The following is a 25,337-nucleotide window of genomic DNA, read 5'->3' as shown; positions in this document are numbered from 1 at the left end:
ATTATGACGGTTGTGTCAGAGAATAGGTGATGACAGGTATAAGCGTCATCACCATAAATTACATCGCGTGCTTGGGAAGCGTCAGAATAAAGCGAGTGACATAAGGATCGGAAGTTACCGAGACTTTTCCGTGATGGGCAATCACAATCGATTTCACAATCGCCAGACCAATACCGCTGCCTTCGCCTTTACGCTGCCGTGAAGGGTCCACTCGATAAAAGCGGTCAAAGAGTCGCGGAAGATGTTGCGGGGGAATGGGGGGGCCGGGATTCTCAACGACTATCTGGACCAGACCATCCGCCTCTTTCACCCGCACGGTTACCGACTCACCTTTTGGCGTATAGCGCATGGCATTTGACAGCAGGTTACTCATTGCCCGGCGTAACATTAATGGGTCGCCTGAAACCCAGCATGCGCGTCCTTCAAACCGTAAACCAACCTCACGCTCCTCTGCCCAGGCTTCGAAAAAGTCGAACACTTTACCGACCTCATCAGCCAGATTGAGCGCTTTTTTTTCTGGGATCAGCTGATTGTTATCTGCCTGCGCCAGAAACAGCATATCACTCACCATTTTCGACATACGGCCAAACTCTTCGAGATTGGAATACAGCACATCTTCCAGTTCTTTTTTGCTGCGGGTCTGGCTGAGCGCAATTTCCGTTTGGGTGACGAGGTTAGTTATTGGCGTGCGGATCTCATGGGCAATATCCGCCGAGAAGTTCGACTGACGTTTAAATACGTCCTCGATGCGTTCGAGCATGTGATTAAACGAACTAACCAGTTGTTCCAGTTCAATAGGCACAGCCTGCGGATCGAGACGGACATCGAGATCTTTCGAGGTGATATTTTGGATGCGACGACTAACATTACGGATCGGTTCATGGCCTTTGTATACGGCGAACAGCACGATAAAAACAATCATGATGCTAATCAGCGAAGCCGTCATAATTAACTTGTTTTTCAGATCGTTAATATAGTGCAGGTGAAAATCGATCGATAACGCCAGATACAGCGTATATGCTGGTTTTCCATCGGCAAGCTTTCCTACTGGCAGACGAATCATTCGCCAGTTAGACGATGTTTTCTGTCCGTGGATATGTCTGGAGGTTTGCAGTGTAGGGCCTGAGATAATAAAAACGTCGCTGGCATGAGCATTTTTATCCGGCCTTGCGCTGGCGATAAATTGCCGAAGATCCGGCGCATTGGGCGAATGAAAAATGGCCTTCTGGTTGCTATCTACCAGAGAAATAATGACGTTCGAGTAACCCGCCACCACATTTTTTAGCGTTTCCAGTCGGCGTGATTCTGGCTCGTTAGGTTGGTTAATAATCCGCTCCAGCGTGGTGCTAATCTCTTGTAAATCATTGATGTCCTGCTCGGCGAAGTGGACTTTCACGGAGTGGATCATTATCCATGCAAAGGCGAAAAATGACGCAATTGTCGCCAGACTGATAAAAAAGGTTAGTCGTGTCGCCAGTGAAAAAGGGCGCCGCCATCGTTTACTGGCCATCAGGAACCTCAAGCATATATCCCACGCCGCGCACGGTCTGAATCAGTTTCGGCTCATAATCGTTATCAATTTTGGCGCGCAGACGCTTAACGGCGACATCGATGGCATTAGTATCGCTGTCAAAATTCATATCCCAGACCTGGGAGGCGATCAGCGAGCGGGGTAAAACTTCCCCCTGATGGCGCAGGAAAAACTCAAGCAGCGTAAACTCTTTGCTGGTCAGAGTGATGCGCGTACCGCTGCGGGTAACTTTTCTGCTGACCAGATCGACCATTAAATCCGCGACCTGAAACTGGCTTTCGACAATCACCGCCGCGCCTCGACGCAACAGCGTTCTGACCCGTGCCAGCAGTTCGGCGAAGGCAAACGGTTTAACCAGGTAATCATCAGCACCCAATTCCAGACCTTTAACCCGATGTTCAATGGTACCCAGTGCGGTGAGAAGAAGAATGGGCATTCCTTTGTTGGCGGAACGCAGCATCCGCACGATATCCCAGCCGTTTACATCCGGCAGCATGATGTCGAGTATGAGCAGGTCGTAATCACCGGTCATCGCCAGGTGATACCCGTTCAGGCCGTTATCCGCTAAATCCACGACAAAACCCGCTTCCGTCAGGCCTTTTGTCAGATATTCACCGGTTTTTTTCTCATCTTCGACTATCAAAACCTTCATCGCATTCTCCTTCACGCACGGGTTGTGCGGACTTTCAATTCTAGGGAAGCGGGATCGGATAGCAATCGGTTATTGGGAAAATGACAGTTTTGTCATTTTCCTGTCACCGGTTAAACAGAGTCACTTAGTTAAAGTACAGCACTATAAATTCCTACACATTTTAGGGACATCAGTCCGGTCAGGACGAGAAGAACTATGAGCAAATTTAAGCTTCTTACTCTCAGCGCTATATTCGTGCTCGCCGGTTGTTCATTGGCGCCGGACTATCAGCGCCCGGCTTTGCCGGTGCCGCAGCAATTTTCTTTAAAACAGAATGCCCTGGTACCGGCTCCAGGTGAATATCAGGACACGGGCTGGCGGAGCTTCTTCGTTGACTCCCAGGTAAAGGCGCTGATTGGCGAGGCATTGGTTAATAACCGCGATTTACGTATGGCTGTGCTAAAAGTTCAGGAAGCGAGAGCGCAATATGGCGTCACGGACGCTGACCGCTACCCGCAACTCACGGCAGGCTCCAGTGGTACATACAGCGGTAAATTAAAAGGTGATAGCAGCACTGAACGTGAATTCGAAGCTGGACTCAATCTTAGTTTCGACCTGGATTTCTTTGGGCGGCTAAAAAATATGAGTGAAGCTGAGCGACAGAATTTCTTTGCCAGCGAAGAAGCGCGTCGGGCGGTGCACATCTCATTAATCTCCAACGTGTCGCAAAGTTATTTTAATCAGCGTCTGGCTTACGCGCAGTTGCAAGTTGCTGAAGAAACGCTGCAAAACTACCAGCGCTCTTACGCTTTTGTAGAGAAGCAACTGGTAACCGGTAGCACCAACGTACTGGCGTTGGAACAAGCGCGCGGTGTGATCGAAAGTACGCGTAGCGAAATTGCCAAGCGTAAAGGTGATCTGGCGCAGGCCAATAACGCGCTGCAGTTGTTGCTGGGTACATACGGGAAATTACCCGATGACCACGCGCGCAGCCGTGGGGATATTAAACCGGTAACGCTGCCGCCATCGCTCTCGTCGCAAATACTGTTGCAGCGCCCGGATATTATGGAAGCTGAGCACGGATTATTGGCGGCAAATGCCAATATCGGTGCTGCGCGGGCGGCATTTTTTCCGTCTATAACGTTAACCAGTTCCGTGTCCAGTAGCAGCAGCGATCTTTCCAGTTTATTTAATGCCGCCAGCGGCATGTGGAATTTTGTCCCCAAAATAGATATTCCAATATTTAACGCCGGACGTAATCAGTCCAATCTCGACCTGGCAGAAATTCGCCAGCAACAGTCGGTAGTGAATTACGAACAAAAAATTCAGAACGCGTTTAAAGAAGTGGCGGATGCACTGGTGTTGCGCCAAAGCATTGCCGATCAAATTAGCGGGCAGCAGCGTTATCTGGATTCATTGCAAATCACACTACAACGCGCCAGAGCGCTTTATCAGAATGGTGCAGTTAGCTATATCGAAGTATTAGACGCAGAACGTTCTTTATTCGCTACGCGGCAATCGCTGCTCGATCTTAATTACGCCCAACAGGTTAATGAAATTAAGCTGTTTGCTGCCTTAGGCGGCGGTTGGGTGGAGTAATCCTTAATATTAATCTTTCAGGAGCATCAATTATGAATACGACCGCCAAAGCTGTGCTGTTTAGTCTTTTCTCTATGATCATGTTTAACGCTCAGGCCAATGAGCATCAGCATGGTGAGATGATGAATATGCAGCCAGCGGCTCAACAGGAACAACTCATTAGCGCTACCGGGGTGATTGAAGCTGTTGATATGGAAAGTAAAAAGATTACGATCAAGCATGATCCTATTCCTGCGGTGAACTGGCCAGCCATGACGATGCGTTTTACACGGGTTGCCGATACGAAGGCTGATGATATTAAGCCAGGCGATAATGTCGCGTTTACGTTTGTTCAGCAGGGAAATCTCTCTGTGTTACGCGATATTCACATCAGTAAATAACGTTCTCGTTGGTCTCTTTTATTCTTGCCCGGGTTTTTGCGAACGCGGGTGAGACTATCGCGCAATGGAAATCACTATGGCGTCTTTAAATATTAAAAATACCGCGCTTATTCTCGCTGGCATGATTGCCGGTGGGGTTATTTCTGTCGGTATTTATACTTATTATTCATCCGCAAAAGCAACGGCTGAAACCGGTCAGGCTTCGCCAAAAGAAGCCAGAAAAGTGTTGTTCTGGTACGACCCCATGTACCCAAACACGCGTTTTGATAAACCGGGTAAATCGCCATTTATGGATATGGATCTGATCCCGAAATATGCCGATGAAGAGACCGCGAACGCGTCATCACCAGGCGTGCGCATCGATCCTACACAAACCCAGAACTTGGGGCTGAAAACAGAGCCAGTGCGTCGTGGACCACTGCACTACGCGCAAACTTTCCCGGCCAACGTTAGTTATAACGAATACCAGTTTGTTATTGTCCAGGCACGCTCAGCGGGCTTTATCGAGAAGGTTTACCCACTGACCGTGGGGGACAAAATTAAGCAAGGCGTGCCGCTGATCGACCTGACTATCCCCGATTGGGTTGAGGCGCAGAGCGAATATTTATTGCTGCGAGAAACTGGCGGCAGCGCGACGCAGGTGGAAGGAATTCTGGAGAGATTACGTCTGGCTGGAATGCCTGAAGCGGATATTCAGCGTTTAAAATCGACGCGTAAAATTCAGACCCGCTTTACCCTGAAAGCGCCTATTGATGGGGTGATCACCGCATTCGATTTGCGTACTGGTATGAACATTTCCAAAGACAATGTGGTCGCGAAAATTCAGGGTATGGACCCGGTATGGGTCAGCGCGTCGGTCCCGGAATCTATCGCCTGGCTGATTAAAGATGCCTCGCAATTTACCATCACCGTGCCCGCCTGGCCGGATAAGCCTTTCACCATCAGCAAGTGGAGTATCTTACCCAGCGTTGATGCTACCACGCGTACGCTCCAGCTCCGTTTACAGGTCGATAATCCTGACGAGGCGCTCAAGCCCGGGATGAATGCTTACCTGCAACTGAAAACACAAAGCGAGCCAATGCTGCTGATCCCGTCTAAAGCGCTAATTAATACGGGTACCGAGCAGCGGGTAATCACCGTTGATAACGAAGGCCGATTTGTGCCGAAACAGGTTGCGGTATTCCATGAATCTCAAGGACTGACGGCTATCCGCTCCGGCCTGACCGAAGGCGAAAAAGTGGTTTCCAGCGGTCTGTTCCTGATTGATTCCGAAGCGAATATCTCTGGCGCACTGGACCGTATGCGCGCCCAGAACAGTAAGACGCAAGACGCAGCCGCCATGCCAGCCCAGGCGACCCATTCACACTGAGGATATGATAAATGATTGAATGGATTATCCGCCGCTCGGTGGCAAACCGTTTTCTGGTGATGATGGGGGCGCTGTTTCTCAGTATTTGGGGAACCTGGACCATCATCAATACCCCGGTTGATGCGCTGCCCGATCTCTCTGATGTTCAGGTGATCGTCAAAACCAGCTATCCGGGTCAGGCGCCGCAAATTGTTGAAAATCAGGTGACCTACCCGCTGACCACCACCATGCTGTCGGTACCGGGCGCGAAAACTGCGCGTGGTTTCTCGCAGTTTGGCGATTCCTACGTGTACGTCATTTTCGAAGATGGTACCGATCCTTACTGGGCGCGCTCGCGCGTACTGGAGTACCTCAACCAGGTTCAGGGAAAATTGCCGGCTGGCGTTAGCGCGGAAATGGGACCGGACGCCACGGGTGTCGGCTGGATATTTGAGTACGCGCTGGTGGATCGCAGCGGGAAACACGATCTGGCGGAATTACGTTCTCTTCAGGACTGGTTTTTAAAGTATGAGTTAAAAACGATTCCCAACGTGGCGGAAGTCGCCTCGGTAGGCGGCGTGGTTAAACAGTATCAGGTCGTTATTGATCCGATGAAGCTGACGCAATATGGCATCAGTCTGGCGGACGTGAAATCGGCGCTGGATACGTCGAATCAGGAAGCAGGCGGCTCATCTGTTGAGATGGCTGAAGCGGAATATATGGTCCGCGCCAGTGGATATCTGCAAACTCTCGATGATTTCAATAACATCGTCCTGAAAACAGGGGCCGACGGTGTACCTGTTTACCTGCGCGATGTGGCGCGCGTACAGATTGGGCCGGAAATGCGCCGTGGGATCGCCGAACTGAATGGCGAAGGCGAAGTGGCGGGCGGGGTGGTTATTCTGCGGTCCGGTAAAAATGCGCGTGAGGTGATCTCCGCGGTTAAAGCCAAGCTCGATACGCTGAAAAGTAGCCTGCCGGAAGGCGTAGAAATAGTTACAACATACGATCGCAGTCAGCTCATTGACCGCGCCATTGATAACCTGAGCTACAAGCTGCTGGAAGAGTTTATCGTTGTTGCGCTGGTGTGTGCATTGTTCCTGTGGCATCTGCGTTCTGCGCTGGTGGCGATTATTTCCCTGCCGCTGGGGCTGTGTATCGCGTTCATCGTGATGCATTTCCAGGGGCTGAACGCCAATATCATGTCGCTGGGGGGCATTGCCATTGCCGTCGGGGCGATGGTCGATGCCGCCATCGTGATGATTGAAAACGCCCATAAGCGGCTGGAAGAGTGGGGGCATCAGCATCCGCATGAAAAGCTGGATAACGCAACGCGCTGGAAGGTCATTACTGACGCCTCGGTAGAAGTCGGCCCGGCATTGTTCATCAGCCTGCTGATTATCACATTGTCGTTTATCCCTATTTTCACGCTTGAGGGGCAAGAGGGGCGACTGTTCGGGCCGCTGGCGTTCACCAAAACGTATGCCATGGCAGGTGCGGCGTTTCTGGCCATCGTGGTTATTCCAATCCTGATGGGATTCTGGATCCGCGGAAAAATACCTGCAGAAAGCAGCAACCCGCTTAACCGTTTCCTGATCCGTATTTACCATCCGCTATTGCTGAAGGTATTGCACTGGCCCAAGACCACCATTCTGGTGGCGGTGCTTTCAATACTGACGGTTATCTACCCGCTGAATAAAGTCGGTGGCGAATTCCTGCCGCAGATTAACGAAGGTGACCTGCTGTATATGCCTTCGACATTGCCGGGGATCTCAGCGGCGCAGGCAGCGGACATGCTGCAAAAAACCGACAAGCTGATCATGACCGTTCCGGAAGTGGCGCGCGTGTTTGGTAAAACCGGTAAGGCAGAAACCGCAACAGACTCTGCACCGCTGGAAATGGTTGAAACGACGATCCAACTGAAGCCGCAGGACCAGTGGCGTCCGGGGATGACGATGGACAAAATCATTGCCGAGCTCGATAAAACCGTACGCTTGCCGGGACTAGCGAATCTGTGGGTTCCGCCGATTCGTAACCGTATCGACATGCTCTCTACGGGGATCAAAAGCCCAATTGGCATTAAGGTGTCAGGTAACGTTCTGGCAGATATCGACGCCACGGCGGAGCAAATTGAAGAGGTGGCCAGAACCGTGCCGGGCGTCTCTTCGGCGCTGGCTGAGCGCCTGGTCGGGGGGCGCTATATCAATGTGGATATTAATCGGGAGAAAGCGGCCCGGTACGGAATGACCGTCGGCGCGGTGCAACTGTTTGTCACCTCTGCGGTCGGAGGCGCAATGGTCGGCGAAACGGTGGAAGGGATTGCACGTTATCCGATTAACCTTCGCTATGCGCAGAGCTATCGTGATAGCCCGGAAGCGCTGCGTAATCTGCCCATTCTGACGCCCATGAAACAGCAAATCACGCTGGCGGATGTCGCCGATGTGACGGTGGTTTCGGGGCCTTCGATGCTGAAAACCGAAGATGCGCGACCAACCAGCTGGATTTACATCGACGCCCGCGATCGTGACATGGTCTCAGTGGTGAACGATCTGAAAAAAGCGATCGCTGAAAACGTACAGTTAAAGCCGGGGACCAGCGTGGCGTTTTCCGGGCAGTTCGAGCTGCTTGAGCGCGCCAGTCATAAGCTCAAACTGATGGTGCCGATGACGCTGATGATAATCTTCGTTCTGCTTTATCTGGCCTTCCGTCGCTTTGGTGAAGCGCTGCTGATTATCACCAGTGTGCCTTTTGCGCTGGTGGGCGGCATCTGGTTCCTTTACTGGATGGGGTTCCATATGTCGGTTGCAACCGGAACCGGATTTATCGCCCTGGCAGGTGTTGCTGCGGAGTTTGGCGTGGTGATGCTGATGTACTTGCGCCACGCTATTGAAGCCGAACCTGCGTTGGAAAATCCGCAAACCTTTACGGCGGATAAGCTGGATGAAGCGTTATATCACGGTGCTGTGCTGCGCGTGCGCCCGAAAGCGATGACCGTGGCGGTGATTATTGCGGGTCTGTTACCTATCTTGTGGGGGACGGGAGCTGGCTCAGAAGTCATGAGCCGCATAGCCGCGCCGATGATTGGCGGCATGATCACTGCACCATTGCTCTCTCTGTTCATTATTCCGGCCGCTTATAAGCTGATGTGGCTGCACAGGCATCGCCACCAAAAGTAATGCCCTGAAGCGCTCGTCTGCCTCGGTTTTACTGCCGAAGCAGGCGTTGCGTTATGCCGCCAACGCTTTCACGCGTTTGCGGTACTCGCCCGGCGTGCAGCCAAATTCCCGTAAAAAGACTTTATGAAACGACGATTCGCTGGCGTAACCCACCGACTCGGCAATAACGATTAACGGCTGTGTACCGCGCGATAGCATCTGGGCGGCGAACTGCAGGCGCAGCGCGGTTAACACCGCCAGCGGCGTGGAGTTTGATACTTCACGGAATAGCTGTGCGAAGCTGGCCCGCGACATATGTGCACGTTTTGCCAGTTCTTCGACGGTCCAGGCAAAAGCCGGTGACTCCAGCATCATGAATACAACGGCTCCAAGCCTGGGGTGCAGCAGTAAATTCAGCACATTTTTAGCGGGTGTCGACTGGGCGAGCCACTCGCGAACGGTTAACGCGAACAGCGTAGCGCATTGCTGGCTGCAAACGATGCTGGAGCCAGGCAGATCGTTGATGTATTCCTCCTGCATTAGCGTAATCATGGCCTTCAGCCAATGGCTGACGGGGCTGTTCTCCTCAGGCGCCAGTAATAATACTTCCGGAAGCGCGGTTAAAAAATAGCGTGAAGATGCCTGTAATCGCAGGCTCCCGCAGACAATATGCGTTTGTTCTTCCCCTGTCTGGCACAGTCGATGCGCGGAGTTTTGCGGCAGAATGACTATTGTTCCAGGGTGTAATGTGGAAGATGTTCCGTCAGGCATATCCAGTTGAGCGAATCCCTGGGTTACCGTATGCCAGCGAATAACGGACAGTTCACCCGCCGCATGCGGCAGTTGCCAGTCCCTGCTCAACAGGCAGTTTTGATCAATCGAGCCCTGCGGGTCGTTAAGCATAAGTAATCGGCTAAGTGCGTCCATGAAGACTCCTGGGCAGTTTTTGCTAATGCTAATTGAGATGATAACAACGCTATCACAAATAATTTTATTAATAATTTTATGGTATTAGTTTAATTACTCAATAAGTTGAGTGGAAGGGGAAGAGTGGTTTTTTAGACGATCTGACAGTAATTGGCGCGTTATGGATACATTGTTCTTGCATCGCTAAACCTATAATTCAGTTCAACAAATAAACAGTGACATGGCGGAGAGACAGCATGAATCAGTATCAGGCGATTGTTATCGGATTTGGTAAAGCGGGTAAAACGCTGGCGGCAACACTGGCCAAAACGGGTTGGCGGGTAGCGATTATTGAACAGTCAAACACCATGTATGGTGGGACATGCATCAATATCGGCTGCATTCCAACCAAAACCCTGGTACACGATGCTGAACTTCAGCATGACTTTGCCGCAGCGATGCAGCGCAAGACCTCCGTTGTTAGTTTTCTGCGCGATAAAAACTTCCATAATCTTGCCGATCTGGAGAACGTGGATGTGATTGAAGGTCGTGCTGAATTCATTGATAACCATACACTGCGGGTCGTGCAGCCAACAGGTGAGGTTGAACTGAGCGGCGAGAAAATCTTTATTAATACTGGCGCCCAGTCAACGATTCCGAACGTTGAGGGATTAACCACGACGCCTGGCGTATTTGACAGCACCGGGTTGTTGAATTTGACGCAACGTCCCGAGCGTCTGGGCATTTTGGGCGGTGGGTATATCGGCGTTGAATTCGCATCGATGTTTGCCAACTTTGGTAGCAAAGTCACTATTTATGAAGCAGCTCCGCAGTTTTTGCCTCGTGAAGACCGGGATATTGCTGACACTATCGCCAACATTTTACGCGACCAAGGCGTTGAGCTGATCCTCAATGCCAACGTGCAGTCGGTCTCCTCTCACGATAGTGCAGTACAGCTGCACATGCCGGAAGGTACCCAGACGGTGGATGTGCTGCTGGTGGCATCGGGTCGCAAACCGGCGACTGAAAATCTGCAGTTGCAGAATGCGGGTGTAGATGTAAATGACCGTGGTGCCGTTATTGTAAATAAATATCTACGTACCTCGGCAGATAACATATGGGCAATGGGCGATGTCACTGGTGGATTACAATTTACCTATATCTCGCTGGATGACTTCCGTATTGTGCGCGACAACCTGCTAGGCGAGGGGGTACGTAACACGGGCGATCGTCAAAATGTACCATATTCCGTCTTTATGACGCCGCCGCTTTCCCGCGTCGGAATGACTGAAGAACAGGCTCGCGCCAGCGGTGCGGCGGTGCAGGTCGTGACGTTGCCGGTAGCGGCTATCCCGCGTGCGCGGGTGATGAATGATACCCGTGGCGTACTTAAAGCGGTGGTGGATAGCGAAACGAAACAAATATTAGGTGTGTCGCTGCTGTGCGTGGATTCTCATGAAATGATTAATATCATCAAGACGGTTATGGATGCGGGGTTACCTTATACCACATTGCGTGACCAAATATTTACCCATCCAAGCATGAGCGAATCACTAAACGATCTCTTTTCTCTCATTAAATAATAATAGCGTAGTCTACATATTTGCCCCACCCGTGTGGGGCTTTTTTATTTGTTTTTATACTTCCTGATACTAATTGACAGTTATTTTGGCGTTACGGATGAAATAAAATAAGGTGACATCTTTTATTATATTTCCACTGAAATAACTTGTTAATGGGAATAGAAATGAACATGTTTAAAACTACGTTACTAATGACTGCATTACTGACTGCTCCGGTGACATTTTCCGTGTTAGCGCAAACCGAGGTTGCCCACGTTAGCGTATCAGCTGTGTCTGGCACTCCTTCCGTGGTGGAAGATGCCATTGCGAAACTGGCACAGGAAAAGAAAGCGACTTCCTGGAAAATTACCTCAATGCGCATTGATAGCAGCACTCACGCAACGGCAATTTTGTACAAGTGAGGAGAGCCGGAATGGAAAAATATCTTCGTATATTGGGCAAAGGTGATAGGGTTGGATTAACCTTGATTCGCCTGAGTATCGCGATTGTTTTTATCTGGATTGGGTTATTAAAATTTGTACCTTACGAAGCCGACAGCATTACGCCGTTTGTCGCCAATAGTCCGGTAATGTCATTTTTTTATGAGCATCCAGAAGAATACAAACAACATTTAACCCACGAAGGTGAATTCAAACCGCAGGCTCGTGAATGGCAGACGGCGAATAACACGTATACGTTCTCAAATGGCCTGGGCGTAGTCGAAGTTCTTATCGCTTTGCTGGTGCTGGCTAATCCTGTTAGCCGTTGGCTGGGATTAATTGGCGGCGTTCTGGCATTTGCCACACCAATTGTAACTTTATCATTTTTAATAACCACACCAGAAGCATGGGTGATGCCGCTGGGTGATTTACACCACGGATTTCCGTACTTGTCAGGCGCTGGACGGTTGGTGTTAAAAGATACGTTAATGTTGGCGGGAGCGGTGATGGTCATCGCGGATTCTTCCCGATCAATTATTAAGCAAAAGTATTGAATTTTTAACGTTGTACCCTCTGCAAGACAGTAAGCCACTATAGTTCGATTCGGTAATTACCGGGCCAGCAGGACGCTGGCCTTTTTTCTGCCCTAAGGGAAATTTATGTTATACATGAAATACAATGATTCGCTTTGCCACAATAACCAGTCGGACTTATATTACCGATTAATAATATAGTTACGTAAGCATCTTCTTTCTTCTTTCTTCTTTCGATAGCGCACCAGTTCGCATATTGCGTAGTTCCTCCATCAAAATCCATTCATTTTTCTCAGTTTTTTTCTGTGCAATTCTTGCTATTTGTTATCTCAAAATGACACTTTAAAAAAGATTGTTATTCACTTTTGTTATAATTAATCAACACGTTCGCATGGTTTTAGGCATGACTTCAGCTAGAATTAACTTTGATTAAATGTTTTTACGTATCAATAAATGGCTAAAGATAGTTAAAAACTTAATTTTTAACCAACTGTTCGACATGGAATCCACTATGGTAATTAAGCACCAGGGGTGGATGCTGATCTTGTGTTGTGTGAGTAACCAAACGCGAGACATATCTTAAATATGGAAATAAGGGTTTTAGAATGAGCTTTGGATTAGCAAAGGAAGATAAGTTTGAAATCATAGCTACCCTTCGTGAAGAGCTGCACAAGAAAACGAAACTGGAAGTGTTATGTGAAAACAGTAGCGTTATCACGCAGTTAGAGAACGTTGATTTCGAGCGGTTTGTTATCTCCTGGCACGAAGACATTGTTCCTGAAAAGGTCCAATACTTTATCCTGCACAGCGAAAGCGGGATTGTGAAATTTAGTGCCAGATTCGAGCAAACCCCATCAGCGGGTGCAGAAGTAGGATTATCCTACCTCATACCGGATTTGATTTTCTTTGCCCAGCAGAGACAAAATCAGCGTTTTTCCTTCATGAAGGGGTATGACTTTTTCTGTTTTGGTCGTTACAAAAATGGAGAAAACTACTCTTTCAAGATTAAAAATATCTCGCAGGGTGGTTGTGCGTTAATCGTTAAAGATGTAAACGCCCGTTTTCTTTATAAAGATGCGGTGATTAAAAATGCATCTCTGGATTTCGATACATTTGGTAGTTTACAACTGGACTTAAAAGTGATCGATGTCGTCCTGATCAATGAATTTGATGAGGATAACCAGTTGTATTCCTGTCATCAGATCTCGTGTGAGTTTGATTTTAAAAATCGTCGTGAAGAGACTGAAGTCGAGAAAATTATTATTAAATTTTTAATGAGTAACAAGATTAGAGGCTTATAAGGAACGGTGAACAGGATGTTGATGTGTGGCAGTGATAATTTTGTGGGCAATGGTATGTTTGCCTACCTCACCAGCAAACATGTACCGATACAAACATTCCAGTTTGAGGATATGTTGCATCAGTCATCATTATGCCAGCATCAAACCATGGTTTTTAATATCATCGATAATGAACATGCGTGTTCGGACATTGTTCAGTTTTTGAATAAAAACCGATTCAAATTCTATAATAACGTCGTGGTGATTGTTGCTGATAGTTTGGTGGCGAAATTATGCGTAGAGTTATTATATGTCGAAAAAATAATAGTTTTGACTGAAAAATCTTCATTGCGTGATTTTGGTCAATTGGCGACATTATCAGTCGGGAAATGGAACCCCCGACTGTATCGTTCGCAGAAAAGATTAACCGAAAGAGAGCAGCAGATCCTGAACTTACTGGTAAGTGGTTATACAGCCAAAGAAATTTCTGAGTTAGTTAGCCTGAACTATAAAACGATTCAGGCACATAAGATGAGAGTCGTCGCCAAGCTTGGCCTGACCAATACCTCTGATTTAAATAAGTTAATTGTCAGATTTACCCATCGTATGTCTTTTTTACCCTAACCTGACCATTCTTTTCTGATGTAATACACCTAATAGTAGATACAATTCGGGAGTGATTTTGACTGGTTTTTAATGTTATGATTTGTAGAGGGAGAGGGGAATGTTTAATTCCAATGAGGTGCTAACTGCGCTTGAAAAGGCTTTGAATACCAGTCAACTTTATATGGTTTATCAGCCTATTTTCAATTTACATGCCCAGCGTATAAGCGGATTTGAAGCATTAATGCGTTGGAATAGTCCTCAGATGGGTATGATCTCTCCCGATGTTTTTATTACGTTACTGGAAGATAGCGGCAATATTATTTCAATTGAAGATATGGTTACTCACTCTCCGTGGGATGTTGCAACTTCCTGGCCTGACCCCATTGTATTATCCGTCAATATTTCCGCGCTTGAATTCTGCGATCCTCTGTTACCCCAACGCGTCAGACAAAATCTTGCCACCTCCGGATTGCCGGTCCATCGATGCCAAATAGAGGTCACCGAAACGTCACCGCTGTACGACAGTCAGATTGCGGCTAAAAATATGACGGAATTAAAGGCGATAGGGGTCAAGCTTGCGCTTGATGATTTTGGAACCGGTCATGCTAATCTTAATTACCTGTTGAAATATCCTTTTGATACCTTAAAAATTGATAAAGAATTTGTCACTGGCATTGAACCCGACACCCGATCGACAAAGATTGTTGAGGGTATTATTTCACTGGCGCATAATTTTGGTATCGAAGTTCTTGCCGAAGGGGTGGAAACCCAGTCCCAACTGGACCGGTTGATGCAGATTGGTTGTGACAAAATTCAAGGCTTTTTCATTTCTCCCCCGGTGCAGGCACAAGAGATCCCTTCACTCTTAGCACAATATAATCGTTAATCCTTCCGTATTTACGTTTCCCAATCCCTTGATTGTTCCACGTTGCTGGTAAGTCTGTAGGCCTGATAAGCGTCGCGCATCAGTCACCCCTGTAATACTGATAAGCAAAAAAAAGCCCCCTGCTGAACAGGAGGCTGGCGAGTTTATGTCAGCTTAGAACGATTTCTTAAAGCCGATAGAGGCATTGACCGGCGCTTCGACCTGCGACTTACTGCCGCCGTTGCTGAATTGCGTACCCAGCTCACCGTAGACCTGCAGGTTTCTGTCGATAGACCATGACAGGCCGGCTGCAACTTCAGTGCTGGAGTACTGCTGTGAAGATTCCAGCGTAGTGGTGGCTACCGCATTGCTAAAGTGCGTTTTGTCTTTTGAACCCAGACCCTGCCAGACGTTAACCCTGCCGTACGGCTGGAATTTGCCATGGTTGGTGTCATAGTCAGCGACCAGACGCACGCCCAGACGCGCGGTAAAGGAGTCTGCGGTATCCATTTTCACTTTCGTTGGGGTCACACCATCCAGCGTGCTGTTATCAAAGTCGCTGTACTGGTAGATCAACTGAGCCTGAGGCTCCAGACTCCATGCGCTGGCGCCTAAACGGAACGATTTACCCACCTCTGTCGACGCCGTCAGCGTGTTGCCTCTGACGGTATACGAGCCATTGTTACCGGTCGCCGTCAGGCGGGATTTATGGTTACCGTACTGCAGGACGTTATCAACATACATACCGTCACCCGAGAACCAGGTCGCATAGCCACCGACGTAAAATGCGTTGTCGTCGATGTTACCGCCTTTGCCATCGCTGCCTGTCTTCGTGCCTTTCACGTTGCTGTCGATATCAAGGATGCTGGTATACATCCCGGCTTTCCAGCTTTCGTTAGCATACATATCAACGCCGACCTGGATACCCATGGTATGGGAGCTGGTTTGCGTACCGGCAGCATCATCCAGTTTGGTTTTACCGGAGTAGCCAATCATTCTTGCCCAGGCGCGATTGTCTTCATCAATGCCCGGTTTAACCTCGTCCCCCATACGTTGGTGCATGTTACCTAACAGGCTAATATCACCCTGACGTACTACGCTGGCGAGGCCAGAATACAGCATGGTTTCTGGACGGTATTCACTTCTCAGATACCAGTTTTCACCCTGGCCCTGAGCATTACCCGCATGTAGTTGGTACTCAAACGCACCTGCAGCCATACGATCGGCGGCAAGATGGAAGGCATCCCGTGAGGTTTGCGCGGTTGTGGTTGCGCCATTGAGCGCAGTCACCACTTCGATACCATCCCCAATGGTCGGCGCGCCAAGACCAGAACCATCGACATCCAGCAGTGTGCTACCGCTGGCTTTACCGCCATCGATAATCAGACGGTCGGCAATGCCTGCTACGCTACCATTCTGGATAGCTGCCATGTTGATAGTCCCTTTTTCGCCGGTGTAATCCCCTTTGACGGTTAAGGTTGTGCCAGTCTGCTGACCGATGAGCGAGACATCGCCACCGTTGCTCAGGCCCGCTACCGTCTGGTTATAGCCCTGCGTGTTCAACGTGGTGTCTGCGACTACATAGTGGTGTGATGCGCTACTCAGGGTGTTGGTATTACCCGCTTGCAGTACGCCGTTGGCGATCAACGTAGCGCCGCTGTAGCTGTTTTCACCTTGCAGCTCGGTAATGCCGCTACCGGTCTGATGCAACTGGCCTTTACCACTGATATTGCCGGTCAGCGCCAGGGTATCGCCACGATTGACGTTGAGTACGCCGTTATCAACGACATCCCCCTGAATGCTGCCAATATCACCGCCGTTACCCAGTTGTAAAACGCCTTGTTCGATGGTGGTGCCACCGGTGTAGGTGTTATCCAGCGTCAGGGTGAGGGAGCCTTTACCGGTTTTGGTCAGTTGACCGTTACCTTCGACTTCCGTCAGCAGAGAAACGTCATGCCCGTTGGTGTCGAATGTCCCGCCGCCGGATTCCAGCGTCACCTGACGGGCAGTATCAAACGCTTCGCCATACTTCAGCGTACCGCCATTAAAGGTAATTCCCGTATCTGCCGCACCCAAGTTGGTATCACCCGCCACCTGCAGCGTCCCTGAGGTGATGGTGGTGCCACCGCTGTAAGTATTGTCGCCGGTGAGAATCAGCGTACCGAGATCGCCTTTATTCAGGCCGCCGGTACCGCGGATAACGCTGTCGATAGTGGCGGTGTAACTGGCGCCGTCTACTGTGCCATCGCCGACACGAATCAGGGTGTTTGCCGTGTCGGTGGTAATGGCTTCGCCGCCCACACGATAACCATCGGTGGCGAACTGCGCGCCGCTGATGATGACATCGCCTTTGCTGTTATCGACGGTTACGTTGCCCGCTTCACCCTGGAAGACGGCGAATGCGGCATCGGTAAACGGTGCGTTCAACGCGCCTTCTGGCGTCGATTCATCGGTGGTCCAGTTGTCGTTACCCTGGCTGGATTGCCAGATACCGTCGCCGCCGTTAATGACGCCGTTATTTTTCAGCTCGCCATTCTCACCGCCGGTGCCGTCCCAGAAGCGCAGCGTCAGTCCGACGTGGTTGACCAGGTTGACCTGATTTTTCACCGATGTCTGCACGTACAGGCTGTCAGCTGCTTCCGGTGCGTTAGCAATATCCATCACATTGTTGGTCAATGTGCCGGTGTAGTTGATGACGCGGTAAACGCCCACATCAAAGCTTCCACCTGGTGAGGTTTCAATGTTGAGCTTACCGTCGAGCGTCAGATCGCCATTTACGTCAATCAAGTCGTTGAAGGCACCGCCCGGGGTATAAGCCTGACCAAACTGATAATCCAGTTGGGCATTATCACTGAGCGTCAGGGAACCGGTAGTGAGTTTACCCACACTGTTGATAGCTGCACCCGCGGTAATATGCGCGTCGTCCAGCACATCAACCGCGCCGCCGATAATACCGTTACCGCCGAGCGTTGCCCCGGATTTCACCGTCACCTGGCCGGTAGCCGCAGACTGATTACCGTTGACCAGCAGCACGCCTTCATTGACGTCCGTGGTGCCGGTGTAAGTGTTATCGCCGGTCAGCGTCAACGTACCGTCACCGATTTTCACCAGGCTGCCGTCGTTGCCGCTGATAATACCGCTGATGGTGTCATCAAGATGCAGATTACCCAGCGACAGTTCTTTATTGCCCAGTTCGACATTACCCGCGCCGGACAACGAGCCGATAGACGTTGCGCTGTCGACTGCGCTGATATCGACCTTACCGCCCACCAGGTTTTTAACGACGGTGTTCTCTGCCATCGCATAGTCAGCAAAGGTCATCAGTCCGCTGTTATTCACGGTGGCATTGCCCCCGCTGGCATTTTCTTCCAGCGCCAGGGTACTGTCTTTTGACACGTTAACCGTCGCGTTGCCCGCGCTGGCGTTGTTGGTTAACACCGCTTTCGCCGTGCCCGTCAGGTTCAGCATTGCGCTTGCGGCGGTGACGTTATCCGCCAGCGTTAACAGGCTGTCGGCGATGTTCATAGTCAGGGATTTCAGGCTGGTATCTGTCCCGCTGACATTGAGCGTCGCACCCTTATTGATGTTCACGGTGCTGCTTTCATTACTGCCAAAGGCTCCGGTTTTGCTGACGTTGACCGTCACATTGTTGGCGTTTCCGGTACCGGCAATTTCGGTGTCGCCTTTGTAGCTGTTTGCGCGGTCGAGCGACAAGGTGCTGCCCGCATCGCTAGAGCTGCTGGTGACTTTCAGTTTACCCTCGCCGGTAATCTCACCGGTTGGCGTGAAGTGGTGCGAATTAAGGTCAAACACCGCAGCATTCTCATTCGCTCCCAGCTCAATGGTGCGATTGCTGGTCAGGTCCGCGCCCAGTTGCAGCGTTGAACCGTTATTGATGGCCAGATCAGTTCTGCTCTGGCCGAGATTGCTGTCGGAGGAGATCTGCAACGTGCCGCCATCAATGCGCGTGCCGCCGCGATATTCGTTGTCACCGCTGAGGATCAGACGGCCAAGGTCGGTTTTCACCAGCGTCAGCTTGTCAGCAGTACTGGCCTCGCGGATAACGGACTCAATGGTCGCGGTATAGTTTTGCCCCGCACCACCAGCGCCAACGCGCACCAGTAGTTCGCCAGTCCCCGGCGTCTGGCCTGCGTGGGTCGCGTTTTCCGTGGTGGCATACGCGTTAAGCGCATCGCCTTTAACGACATAGCCATCGGCATCAAACTGTGCTCCGGAGAAGTTAACTTCTCCCGCGGCGTTATCCACGGTAACGGTACCGCCTTTGGTGGTGAAGACGGCGAAGGACTTCTGTGCCCAAGGGGCGTTACCTTCACCGGTTGCGGTGGTCCAGTTGTTATCACCCTGACTGCCGATTGCCATCCATTTGCCATCGCCACCGTCAATTTTGCTGTCGCCTTCAATGCCCGACGCGCCGTGGCTCTGATTAACGGTTGCGCCGTCCCAGAACTGCAGGGTAACGCCGTTGGCATTCACCAGGTTGACCTGTTTGTCGATGGAGGTCTGAACAAAAATATTGCTCTTATCCTGGCTATTCGGTATCGCGCCTAATTCCAGCGTCTGGTTATCCAGCGTGCCACCGTAGTTATAGATACGGTACACGCCCGGTCCGAAGTTACCACCCTGTGAAGTGGTGACGTCCAGAGTCCCGTCCAGTTGCAGATCGCCTGCGACGTTAATCAGATCGTTTAGCGCGCCGCCTGGCGTATAGGCTTGACCCAGTTCGAAAGCGGAGGTCGTTTTGCTGCCAAGCTGCAGATTACCGTTAATGGATAACGTACCCGCACCGCCGTCACCGGCGCTGAGGGTAGAGGCATCGTTCATCAGCACGTCGCCGCCGATCACCCCGTTACCCCCCAGCGTCGCCGTACCGCTTACTTTGGTCACACCCGTCGCGGCACTCTGATTCCCTTTCACCAGTAGCGTACCGCTGGTGACGGTCGTGTCGCCGGTATAGGTGTTATTGCCCGTCAGGCGAGTAATACCGTTACCAATCTGCTGTAACGCACCGATCCCGGAGATTACGCCGCCAAGCAGCACATCATTGGCCCGATTAATCGCCAGTACGCCATTGTCGATGATGTCAGACACGGCGTTGACTCCGCCTGTATTTCCGCCGTCACCCAACTGCAGCGTACCAGATTGATCAATAGTGGTAGAGCCGGTATAGGTGTTGTTGGCGGTAAAGACGGTGGTGCCGCCCGCCGCGCGTTCAAACTTCCCATCACCGCTGATGACGCCGTTATAGATCTGTGCCGCCGTCGTGTCGCCCTGCGTGTCAAAGATGACCCGGCTGCCTGCACCCTGAGTCGTCACATTGTAGTCAGCGATGGTCGCGGCAGTGCTGGTGGACTCGCCGTGATCGCCGGTACGCAGCGTTGCGCCATTGGTAACCGCAATGGTTTTACTTGCCAGTTGCAGACTATCGACGATGCGCATATCTGCACTTGAACCGCTAATGGTCAGTGAGTCCCAACCCGTGCCGATGTTGGTACCGGTGGTCAGGTTATCGCTGCTCAGACTGCCAATTTTCGCACTGTTACCGTGTGTATTGGTGAAGGTGAGGGCGTTGCCACTGCCGGCTTCGGTAGTGATATGGCGCGTTTTATCCAGCGTCACATTGCCGATGTTGGCTTTATTGTTGCCGTCGGTTCCGGCGAAATTCACCTCGCCCGCAAAGGTTCCGCTTTGCCAGTTAAAGGTGTCCTTGCCTTCTCCAGTGTTGATCACGCCACTGGTGATACCCTGGCTGATATCAATGGTGTCATTGCCCTTGCCAGATTGAATCGCCACTGCCGTATCGTTGATAGCCTGAAGGGTACCGGTATTGGTGATTTTTTTATTGCTGTCACCGCTGGCATCAATAACGGGTGCGATGGTGCTGGCAGAGGTAATTTTTCCGCTATTGGCTATTGCGCTAACATTTTTAGCGATGATTGCAGAACCACCTGCGCTGTCGTAGACGTTGATATTGGCATTGGTGGTGACCTTACCGTCCGTATTGGCGCGGATACCGCTGCCTTCGCTGTTATGCACCTCAACGGTATAGCCTTTACCGATGGTCAGATTGCCTGTCACTGCGTCACCATTGCGCTGCTCAAAGGCGAAGCCGGTACCTTTACCGTTAACGTTCAGAATGTTATTCAGGCCATCTTTCATGTTTAACGCGACGCTGGTACGGATCCCCGGACCGTCGTTGGCATTGATGGTGACATCATTGAGTGTGATATCGGTATTGTTGGCATCGTTTTGAATGCCCGCGCCAGTACCTTTGGCACTAATAATCACCCCTTTGGCAGCCAGCTTACCGGCCCCTGTGTCCAGGCGAATACCGTCAGCAGTGCCATTGGTGGTGATGGCATCGCCAGTATTACCAGTAATATTCAGGCTGGCGCCGTTGGTCAGCAGAACTCCTGCGGTTCCATCATCGACTTGAATCTGACCCAGTTTTTTAATCTGTGCGTTCGAACCCGAAGCTTGTACGCCAATGCCGTTACTCACATGTAAGGCAGCGGTCGCGTTATTGGTTAAACTCCCGCCTTGTTGCACGTTAACACCAATGCTGTCGGTGCTGGCAAGATCGATAATTGCCTGGGTATCGAGGATCAGGCTGCCCTGGTTCCTTGCCACATAGGCAATAACCTTGTTGCCGCTGGCTTCTGAAGTGATTTTTGCGTTTGAGGTGAGGATGGTCGGAGTGGCGCTACCTTCTGCGTTGCCATTCAACTGGTGAGCCTGACCGTCCACTACCCCGGCAATGGTTCTTTCACCGGTTAAATTGATGGTGGTTTTATCGCTGATGTTACCTGTGGCGCCGCCTTCAACCAGCAGCGCTGCGGAGTCGGTGCCCTGCACGGTGAACGTGGCTTCTCCGGTATCCACACTACTGCCTGTGCCCGTCGCTAATACGCCAACGGACTGTTCGCCGCTTAAGGTCAGGTCAAGGTTAGAGCTGGCCTGACCGTCAGGAGTGGTGGTGTTACCGGCCAGCATTGCACCATTGGCAATACGGAAAATGGTGGTGCGATCTTGCCCGTTGTCATTCATTACCGCCTGACCAATATTGGCGGTCGCGCCTTGACCATACAGGTAATAGCCAATCTGATCGGTGCTGTTGAATGCCGGGCTACTCAGGCTGTCGACGTTAGCGACGGCGTTATCACGCACGTGTACGCCGATGTTCCCGGCTTTGTTTAGCGTGATGTTGGAATAGACGTTGACCACTGCCTTTCCATCTTTGCCACCTTCAGCCCAGACGGCATAGTTACGGTTACCGACACTACCTTCACCATCAACTACGATAGAGCCTGAAGCGCTGGTTGTGGCTTCGGCATTTTTGTTAGTTGCGCTGACGTGGATGCCGACGTTGTTGGTGCCGTTGACGTTAATCTTGCCGTCGTTGCGAATTTCCTGATTATTTTCCGCGCCGCTGTCACGCACGGTGATACCGTAGTTCCTGCTACTCCCCGCGCTGGAATCGCCATTGATCACGATATTACCGGTATTGATGACGTTGCCGGTCGCGTTACCAATCAGCATACCCGCGGCGTTACGTACGCCGGTTCCCAGCGTGATAAGGCCGTTGTTAATCACCTCTTTGGCGCTCTTGGTCATGATCCCGGCGCTCAGACTTGAACCGCCTGCCATGGTGACATCTTTAGACGGATCACTTGCGTTACGGCCAAGATAAATAGAGGCACCTGCGCTGTTGGTAAAGGTGGCGTTGTCGGCGACTTCTACGCCATAGGCGATGCCGCTGCCGTAGGATGCACCGTTTTTGCGCCCGTCCACGACGTTGATATCGCCGTTGTTGACCCCTTGCGCATTGTCAGACAGTTGCATACCAATGGCCAGCGTCAGCGAGTCAGTGGGTTTGTCCTTGCTCCAGGGATCGGCGGCAGAAGCGGTACCGAAGTTATCGGTGGTGATCGCCTGGTTGATGGTGCCTTCGTTGGTGATTTGACTGGCGCCTTGCCCCTGCATACCAAATGCGCCATAGCTGTTGACGTTTTGGTTGCCGTCTTTATCAATAAACAGCCCGGAGTTGATGATCCCGTTGTTGGTTGCCGTCGCGTCTTTTGCCAGCATGCCAATCGCCAGGCTTTGCCCGGTAGACGTGCGTAATGCGTTCAGCTCACCAAGGTTAGTGATAACCCCACCATTAATGGCTTTCATCACGCCATTAATACTGCCGTCAACGGCAATAATCGCGTCTTTGTTCAAGGTGCCTGAGGTGCCTGCGCCGTTGGCGTAGATGGCATGTAACTCACCACGGCCAGCGGTCGCGTTGTTGGTATGTGACAAACCGTCGGTCCAGACGTCGTAATCCCAACTGAGTATGTCAGCTGGCTTACCGGAGGTGAGCAGATTTTCAATCAGCCCGGCGTACTTTGTTTGTGCTGCGGTGACGGTTGTGACTTCCTCCGCATCTATCCACAGCTGGATTTGGCTGACTTTTTCACCATCAGGGTTGAGTGCCGCGTCGTCGCTTTTGCCCAACAGCCAGTCATTGAATTCGGCCAGTTCTTGTGTGTTGGTAATGGTAAATGTGCGCTCCCCGGTTTTGACGACCTGACCATCCTCGTCATAGCCATAGGTCATCAGCGTCACATCATCGCCAAACACGGAGGTTTGCGCTGAACCGGTGAACGTTTTTTCAGGGATCACCGGGGCTGCGTTAAATTTTATATAGTTATCTGACTGCCAGTTCACCTGGCTTGCAGTACCTTGTGCTTCCAGCAGCGAGGAATCTTTTGCCAGCATTTCAATGGTATTGGCTTTGTCACGCACATTGAGGGTGTCGTTGCCAATATTCAGATTGGCAATGGAGCCATTTGTCGCCAGTGCGATACCAAATTGCTTATAGATTTCTGATTTCTGAGCATCAAAGGTGTTTAGTACCGCATCGCCGACTTGCGCTTCGGTAAGAAAACCATTTAACTCATTGGTATCAAAGACTTTGATGGTCGTTTTTTCGCCGGGAAACGCCGGATCGTTGATATCAAATTCTGTGCTCTGCGAAGGCGTTGACGACTGGTTGTAAGTCAGGTATTCCGCCAGTTCTTCAGAGTTGGTAATGGTTTTTACGCTCTGGTCAGGGCTGGTCGCCAGCAGGGTGATTTTGCCGCTTTCCAGCAGTTCCCGGATAGTGGTTGATTCAACAACGCCGCTTTGACCCGGGCTAAATGTTGGGATTGCACCACTGATATTCAGTGCCTGACCAGTTGTGTTATCTTCATATAAGAAGCCGTAGTCGTGGATACCCTCATAAACCCCAGCGGAAATACCTGTCTTGAAGTCTTCATGAATATCGTGTTCACCCGTTGCGGTAATCTGGGCTGCAGAAGCCAGCAATGAAGCACCGCTTAATGCGCCAGCTGCCAGTACGGCGACAGTTTTACGCGAACTGCTTTTTTTCTTTCCTTTCGTTAATTCAGAAACGACCACCCAGATACCGAGCGCCGCGTTCCAAATAATGCTGTAAACTTTGTTCATATATAACCCTTGTCTACATTCCTGTTATGTATGTGTTAATACGTTGAGTTGTTGGCTATGGTTGGCACGCGGATGTGCTACCCGGTAATGGATTTTGGAAATAGGGTTCCCTTCCGTGCGATGCGGAATTAAAAAAGCGAGTCGAAAGAAAACCTCTTTAAATAATAACCGTGATAATTGTCCTTAAATAAGTCAGTTACGGCTGGCTATAGTGGGAAATGGTGTACTTGAGCCGGGTGTTATTTTTGCCGAGTTTTCTGGCAATATTGCTTTTGTACGCCCCGATGGTTTTTTCACTTTTTTGTGATGCCCCGGCGATTTGTGTCAGTGACCATCCTCGTGCAAGCATCATCATTACGTTAAATTCGTTAGCTGTAATTTTTGTGTGTAGTTCTTTTATACTTTGTTGTTTTTTGTTTTGCGTGATACGTGTGACGGTCTGTAATAGCTGATCAAGGCTGGTGTCTTGATCGAGAAATTGCATGTTCTTCCCGCAAACGGTTTGAAAAATGGCAAAGGTAGCTTCATCTGCCAAAACAATAATTTTGGTGACAGGTCGTAAAGCCATGTTGCGGATAATCCTGGCATATTTTAAAAAATCTGATTTGTCAGGATTAATGATGATGCAATCCGTTTCATAAGGGAGCATTTTGACAGCAGAAAGTGTCTGGGAGGAGTAGTACGTGATATCAATAAATAATGATGAGCCACGTAGGATTTCTCGCATGCCTAGCCAAGGGTAAATTGAGTCACCCAAAAAAATAGCTTTTGACATAACGATCTCCTTGAAATTTTGGTGCAAGCAGTCGCCTCTTTTTTTAGGTTAAAAAAGAGTTTCTTGCGACGCGTGAAATGTTAATTAAATCTCGTATAACGTTCTGTGCTGTGAACGTATCCTTATTAATTCCAGATCAAACAGAAATTCTCTGTATTAATTAGAATCATTAACTATCCTTAAAGTGGATATTACACTTTGTTAAAATTTAAG

The 25,337-nt window shown here is 50.3% G+C and carries 15 protein-coding genes; 10 read left to right on the top strand and 5 right to left on the bottom strand.

Going from position 1 to position 25,337, the window contains the following annotated elements; genetic code table 11:
* Positions 1-58: 58 nt before the first annotated feature.
* Together GUC46_RS17120 and cusR are read right to left on the bottom strand one after the other, a co-directional pair.
* Entirely contained in the window at positions 59-1,510 is a 1,452-nt protein-coding gene (locus tag GUC46_RS17120) for a Cu(+)/Ag(+) sensor histidine kinase (protein ID WP_160180542.1), read from the bottom strand.
* Entirely contained in the window at positions 1,500-2,183 is a 684-nt protein-coding gene (cusR, locus tag GUC46_RS17115) for a copper response regulator transcription factor CusR (protein ID WP_003021940.1), read from the bottom strand. Before cusR ends, GUC46_RS17120 begins: the two co-directional genes overlap by 11 nt.
* A gap of 195 nt (positions 2,184-2,378) precedes the next feature.
* Between cusR and GUC46_RS17110 the strand changes: the two genes are divergently transcribed.
* The 4 genes from GUC46_RS17110 to GUC46_RS17095 all read left to right on the top strand — a co-directional run bounded on the left by GUC46_RS17110 (position 2,379) and on the right by GUC46_RS17095 (position 8,665).
* Entirely contained in the window at positions 2,379-3,761 is a 1,383-nt protein-coding gene (locus GUC46_RS17110) for an efflux transporter outer membrane subunit (RefSeq protein ID WP_003835717.1), read from the top strand.
* Positions 3,762-3,793: 32 nt separating this feature from the next.
* Positions 3,794-4,141 carry a cation efflux system protein CusF gene (cusF, locus tag GUC46_RS17105; RefSeq protein WP_160180540.1) on the top strand — a complete coding sequence of 116 codons (348 nt, stop codon included), beginning with the start codon at positions 3,794-3,796 and terminating at the stop codon, positions 4,139-4,141.
* Positions 4,142-4,217: 76 nt separating this feature from the next.
* Positions 4,218-5,510 carry an efflux RND transporter periplasmic adaptor subunit gene (locus GUC46_RS17100; protein WP_160180538.1) on the top strand — a complete coding sequence of 431 codons (1,293 nt, stop codon included), beginning with the start codon at positions 4,218-4,220 and terminating at the stop codon, positions 5,508-5,510.
* An 11-nt stretch (positions 5,511-5,521) separates the two neighbouring features.
* Complete coding sequence (locus GUC46_RS17095) at positions 5,522-8,665, top strand: CusA/CzcA family heavy metal efflux RND transporter (RefSeq protein ID WP_160180536.1); 3,144 nt, start codon at positions 5,522-5,524, stop codon at positions 8,663-8,665.
* A gap of 51 nt (positions 8,666-8,716) precedes the next feature.
* Here GUC46_RS17095 and rclR read toward each other — a convergent pair whose 3' ends face one another.
* Positions 8,717-9,571: a reactive chlorine-specific transcriptional regulator RclR gene (rclR, locus tag GUC46_RS17090; RefSeq protein WP_121571515.1), complete on the bottom strand. Its 855-nt coding sequence runs from the start codon at positions 9,569-9,571 to the stop codon at positions 8,717-8,719.
* Positions 9,572-9,807: 236 nt separating this feature from the next.
* Here rclR and rclA point away from each other — a divergent pair, with 236 nt between their 5' ends.
* The 6 genes from rclA to GUC46_RS17060 all read left to right on the top strand — a co-directional run bounded on the left by rclA (position 9,808) and on the right by GUC46_RS17060 (position 14,857).
* Complete coding sequence (gene rclA, locus GUC46_RS17085; protein ID WP_130714904.1) at positions 9,808-11,133, top strand: reactive chlorine resistance oxidoreductase RclA; 1,326 nt, start codon at positions 9,808-9,810, stop codon at positions 11,131-11,133.
* Positions 11,134-11,303: 170 nt separating this feature from the next.
* On the top strand, positions 11,304-11,534 hold the full coding sequence (gene rclB / locus GUC46_RS17080) for a reactive chlorine resistance periplasmic protein RclB (protein WP_003021959.1): 231 nt from the start codon (positions 11,304-11,306) through the stop codon (positions 11,532-11,534).
* An 11-nt stretch (positions 11,535-11,545) separates the two neighbouring features.
* Positions 11,546-12,106: a reactive chlorine resistance membrane protein RclC gene (gene rclC / locus GUC46_RS17075; RefSeq protein ID WP_057101262.1), complete on the top strand. Its 561-nt coding sequence runs from the start codon at positions 11,546-11,548 to the stop codon at positions 12,104-12,106.
* 584 nt (positions 12,107-12,690) lie between these two features.
* The gene (locus GUC46_RS17070; RefSeq protein WP_057101263.1) at positions 12,691-13,386 is read left to right on the top strand and encodes a flagellar brake protein; all 696 of its coding nucleotides are present in this window, start codon (positions 12,691-12,693) and stop codon (positions 13,384-13,386) included.
* A gap of 21 nt (positions 13,387-13,407) precedes the next feature.
* A complete protein-coding gene (locus GUC46_RS17065; protein WP_008319941.1) occupies positions 13,408-13,989 on the top strand; it encodes a helix-turn-helix transcriptional regulator in 582 nt (193 codons plus the stop codon).
* 100 nt (positions 13,990-14,089) lie between these two features.
* Entirely contained in the window at positions 14,090-14,857 is a 768-nt protein-coding gene (locus GUC46_RS17060; RefSeq protein WP_016149750.1) for a bifunctional diguanylate cyclase/phosphodiesterase, read from the top strand.
* Between the two features lie 153 nt (positions 14,858-15,010).
* Here GUC46_RS17060 and GUC46_RS17055 read toward each other — a convergent pair whose 3' ends face one another.
* Positions 15,011-24,349: an autotransporter outer membrane beta-barrel domain-containing protein gene (locus GUC46_RS17055; protein ID WP_160180534.1), complete on the bottom strand. Its 9,339-nt coding sequence runs from the start codon at positions 24,347-24,349 to the stop codon at positions 15,011-15,013.
* Positions 24,350-24,545: 196 nt separating this feature from the next.
* Positions 24,546-25,124, bottom strand: coding sequence for a LuxR C-terminal-related transcriptional regulator (locus GUC46_RS17050; protein ID WP_003835695.1), 579 nt, complete (start codon positions 25,122-25,124; stop codon positions 24,546-24,548).
* Positions 25,125-25,337: the final 213 nt, after the last annotated feature.

The sequence above is a fragment of the Citrobacter sp. LUTT5 genome (assembly GCF_009905315.1).
GTDB lineage: Bacteria > Pseudomonadota > Gammaproteobacteria > Enterobacterales > Enterobacteriaceae > Citrobacter > Citrobacter freundii.
This window is presented reverse-complemented; position numbering and strand designations above follow the sequence as displayed.

Excerpts from the sequence above, each read along its gene's own strand:
- GUC46_RS17110 (WP_003835717.1), top strand. The coding sequence starts at position 2,379 with ATGAGCAAATTTAAGCTTCTTACTCTCAGCGCTATATTCGTGCTCGCC.
- GUC46_RS17095 (WP_160180536.1), top strand. The coding sequence starts at position 5,522 with ATGATTGAATGGATTATCCGCCGCTCGGTGGCAAACCGTTTTCTGGTG.
- GUC46_RS17050 (WP_003835695.1), bottom strand. The coding sequence starts at position 25,124 with ATGTCAAAAGCTATTTTTTTGGGTGACTCAATTTACCCTTGGCTAGGC.
- GUC46_RS17070 (WP_057101263.1), top strand. The coding sequence starts at position 12,691 with ATGAGCTTTGGATTAGCAAAGGAAGATAAGTTTGAAATCATAGCTACC.
- rclR (WP_121571515.1), bottom strand. The coding sequence starts at position 9,571 with ATGGACGCACTTAGCCGATTACTTATGCTTAACGACCCGCAGGGCTCG.
- GUC46_RS17065 (WP_008319941.1), top strand. The coding sequence starts at position 13,408 with ATGTGTGGCAGTGATAATTTTGTGGGCAATGGTATGTTTGCCTACCTC.
- GUC46_RS17100 (WP_160180538.1), top strand. The coding sequence starts at position 4,218 with ATGGCGTCTTTAAATATTAAAAATACCGCGCTTATTCTCGCTGGCATG.
- cusR (WP_003021940.1), bottom strand. The coding sequence starts at position 2,183 with ATGAAGGTTTTGATAGTCGAAGATGAGAAAAAAACCGGTGAATATCTG.
- cusF (WP_160180540.1), top strand. The coding sequence starts at position 3,794 with ATGAATACGACCGCCAAAGCTGTGCTGTTTAGTCTTTTCTCTATGATC.
- rclA (WP_130714904.1), top strand. The coding sequence starts at position 9,808 with ATGAATCAGTATCAGGCGATTGTTATCGGATTTGGTAAAGCGGGTAAA.
- GUC46_RS17060 (WP_016149750.1), top strand. The coding sequence starts at position 14,090 with ATGTTTAATTCCAATGAGGTGCTAACTGCGCTTGAAAAGGCTTTGAAT.
- GUC46_RS17120 (WP_160180542.1), bottom strand. The coding sequence starts at position 1,510 with ATGGCCAGTAAACGATGGCGGCGCCCTTTTTCACTGGCGACACGACTA.
- rclC (WP_057101262.1), top strand. The coding sequence starts at position 11,546 with ATGGAAAAATATCTTCGTATATTGGGCAAAGGTGATAGGGTTGGATTA.
- rclB (WP_003021959.1), top strand. The coding sequence starts at position 11,304 with ATGTTTAAAACTACGTTACTAATGACTGCATTACTGACTGCTCCGGTG.
- GUC46_RS17055 (WP_160180534.1), bottom strand. The coding sequence starts at position 24,349 with ATGAACAAAGTTTACAGCATTATTTGGAACGCGGCGCTCGGTATCTGG.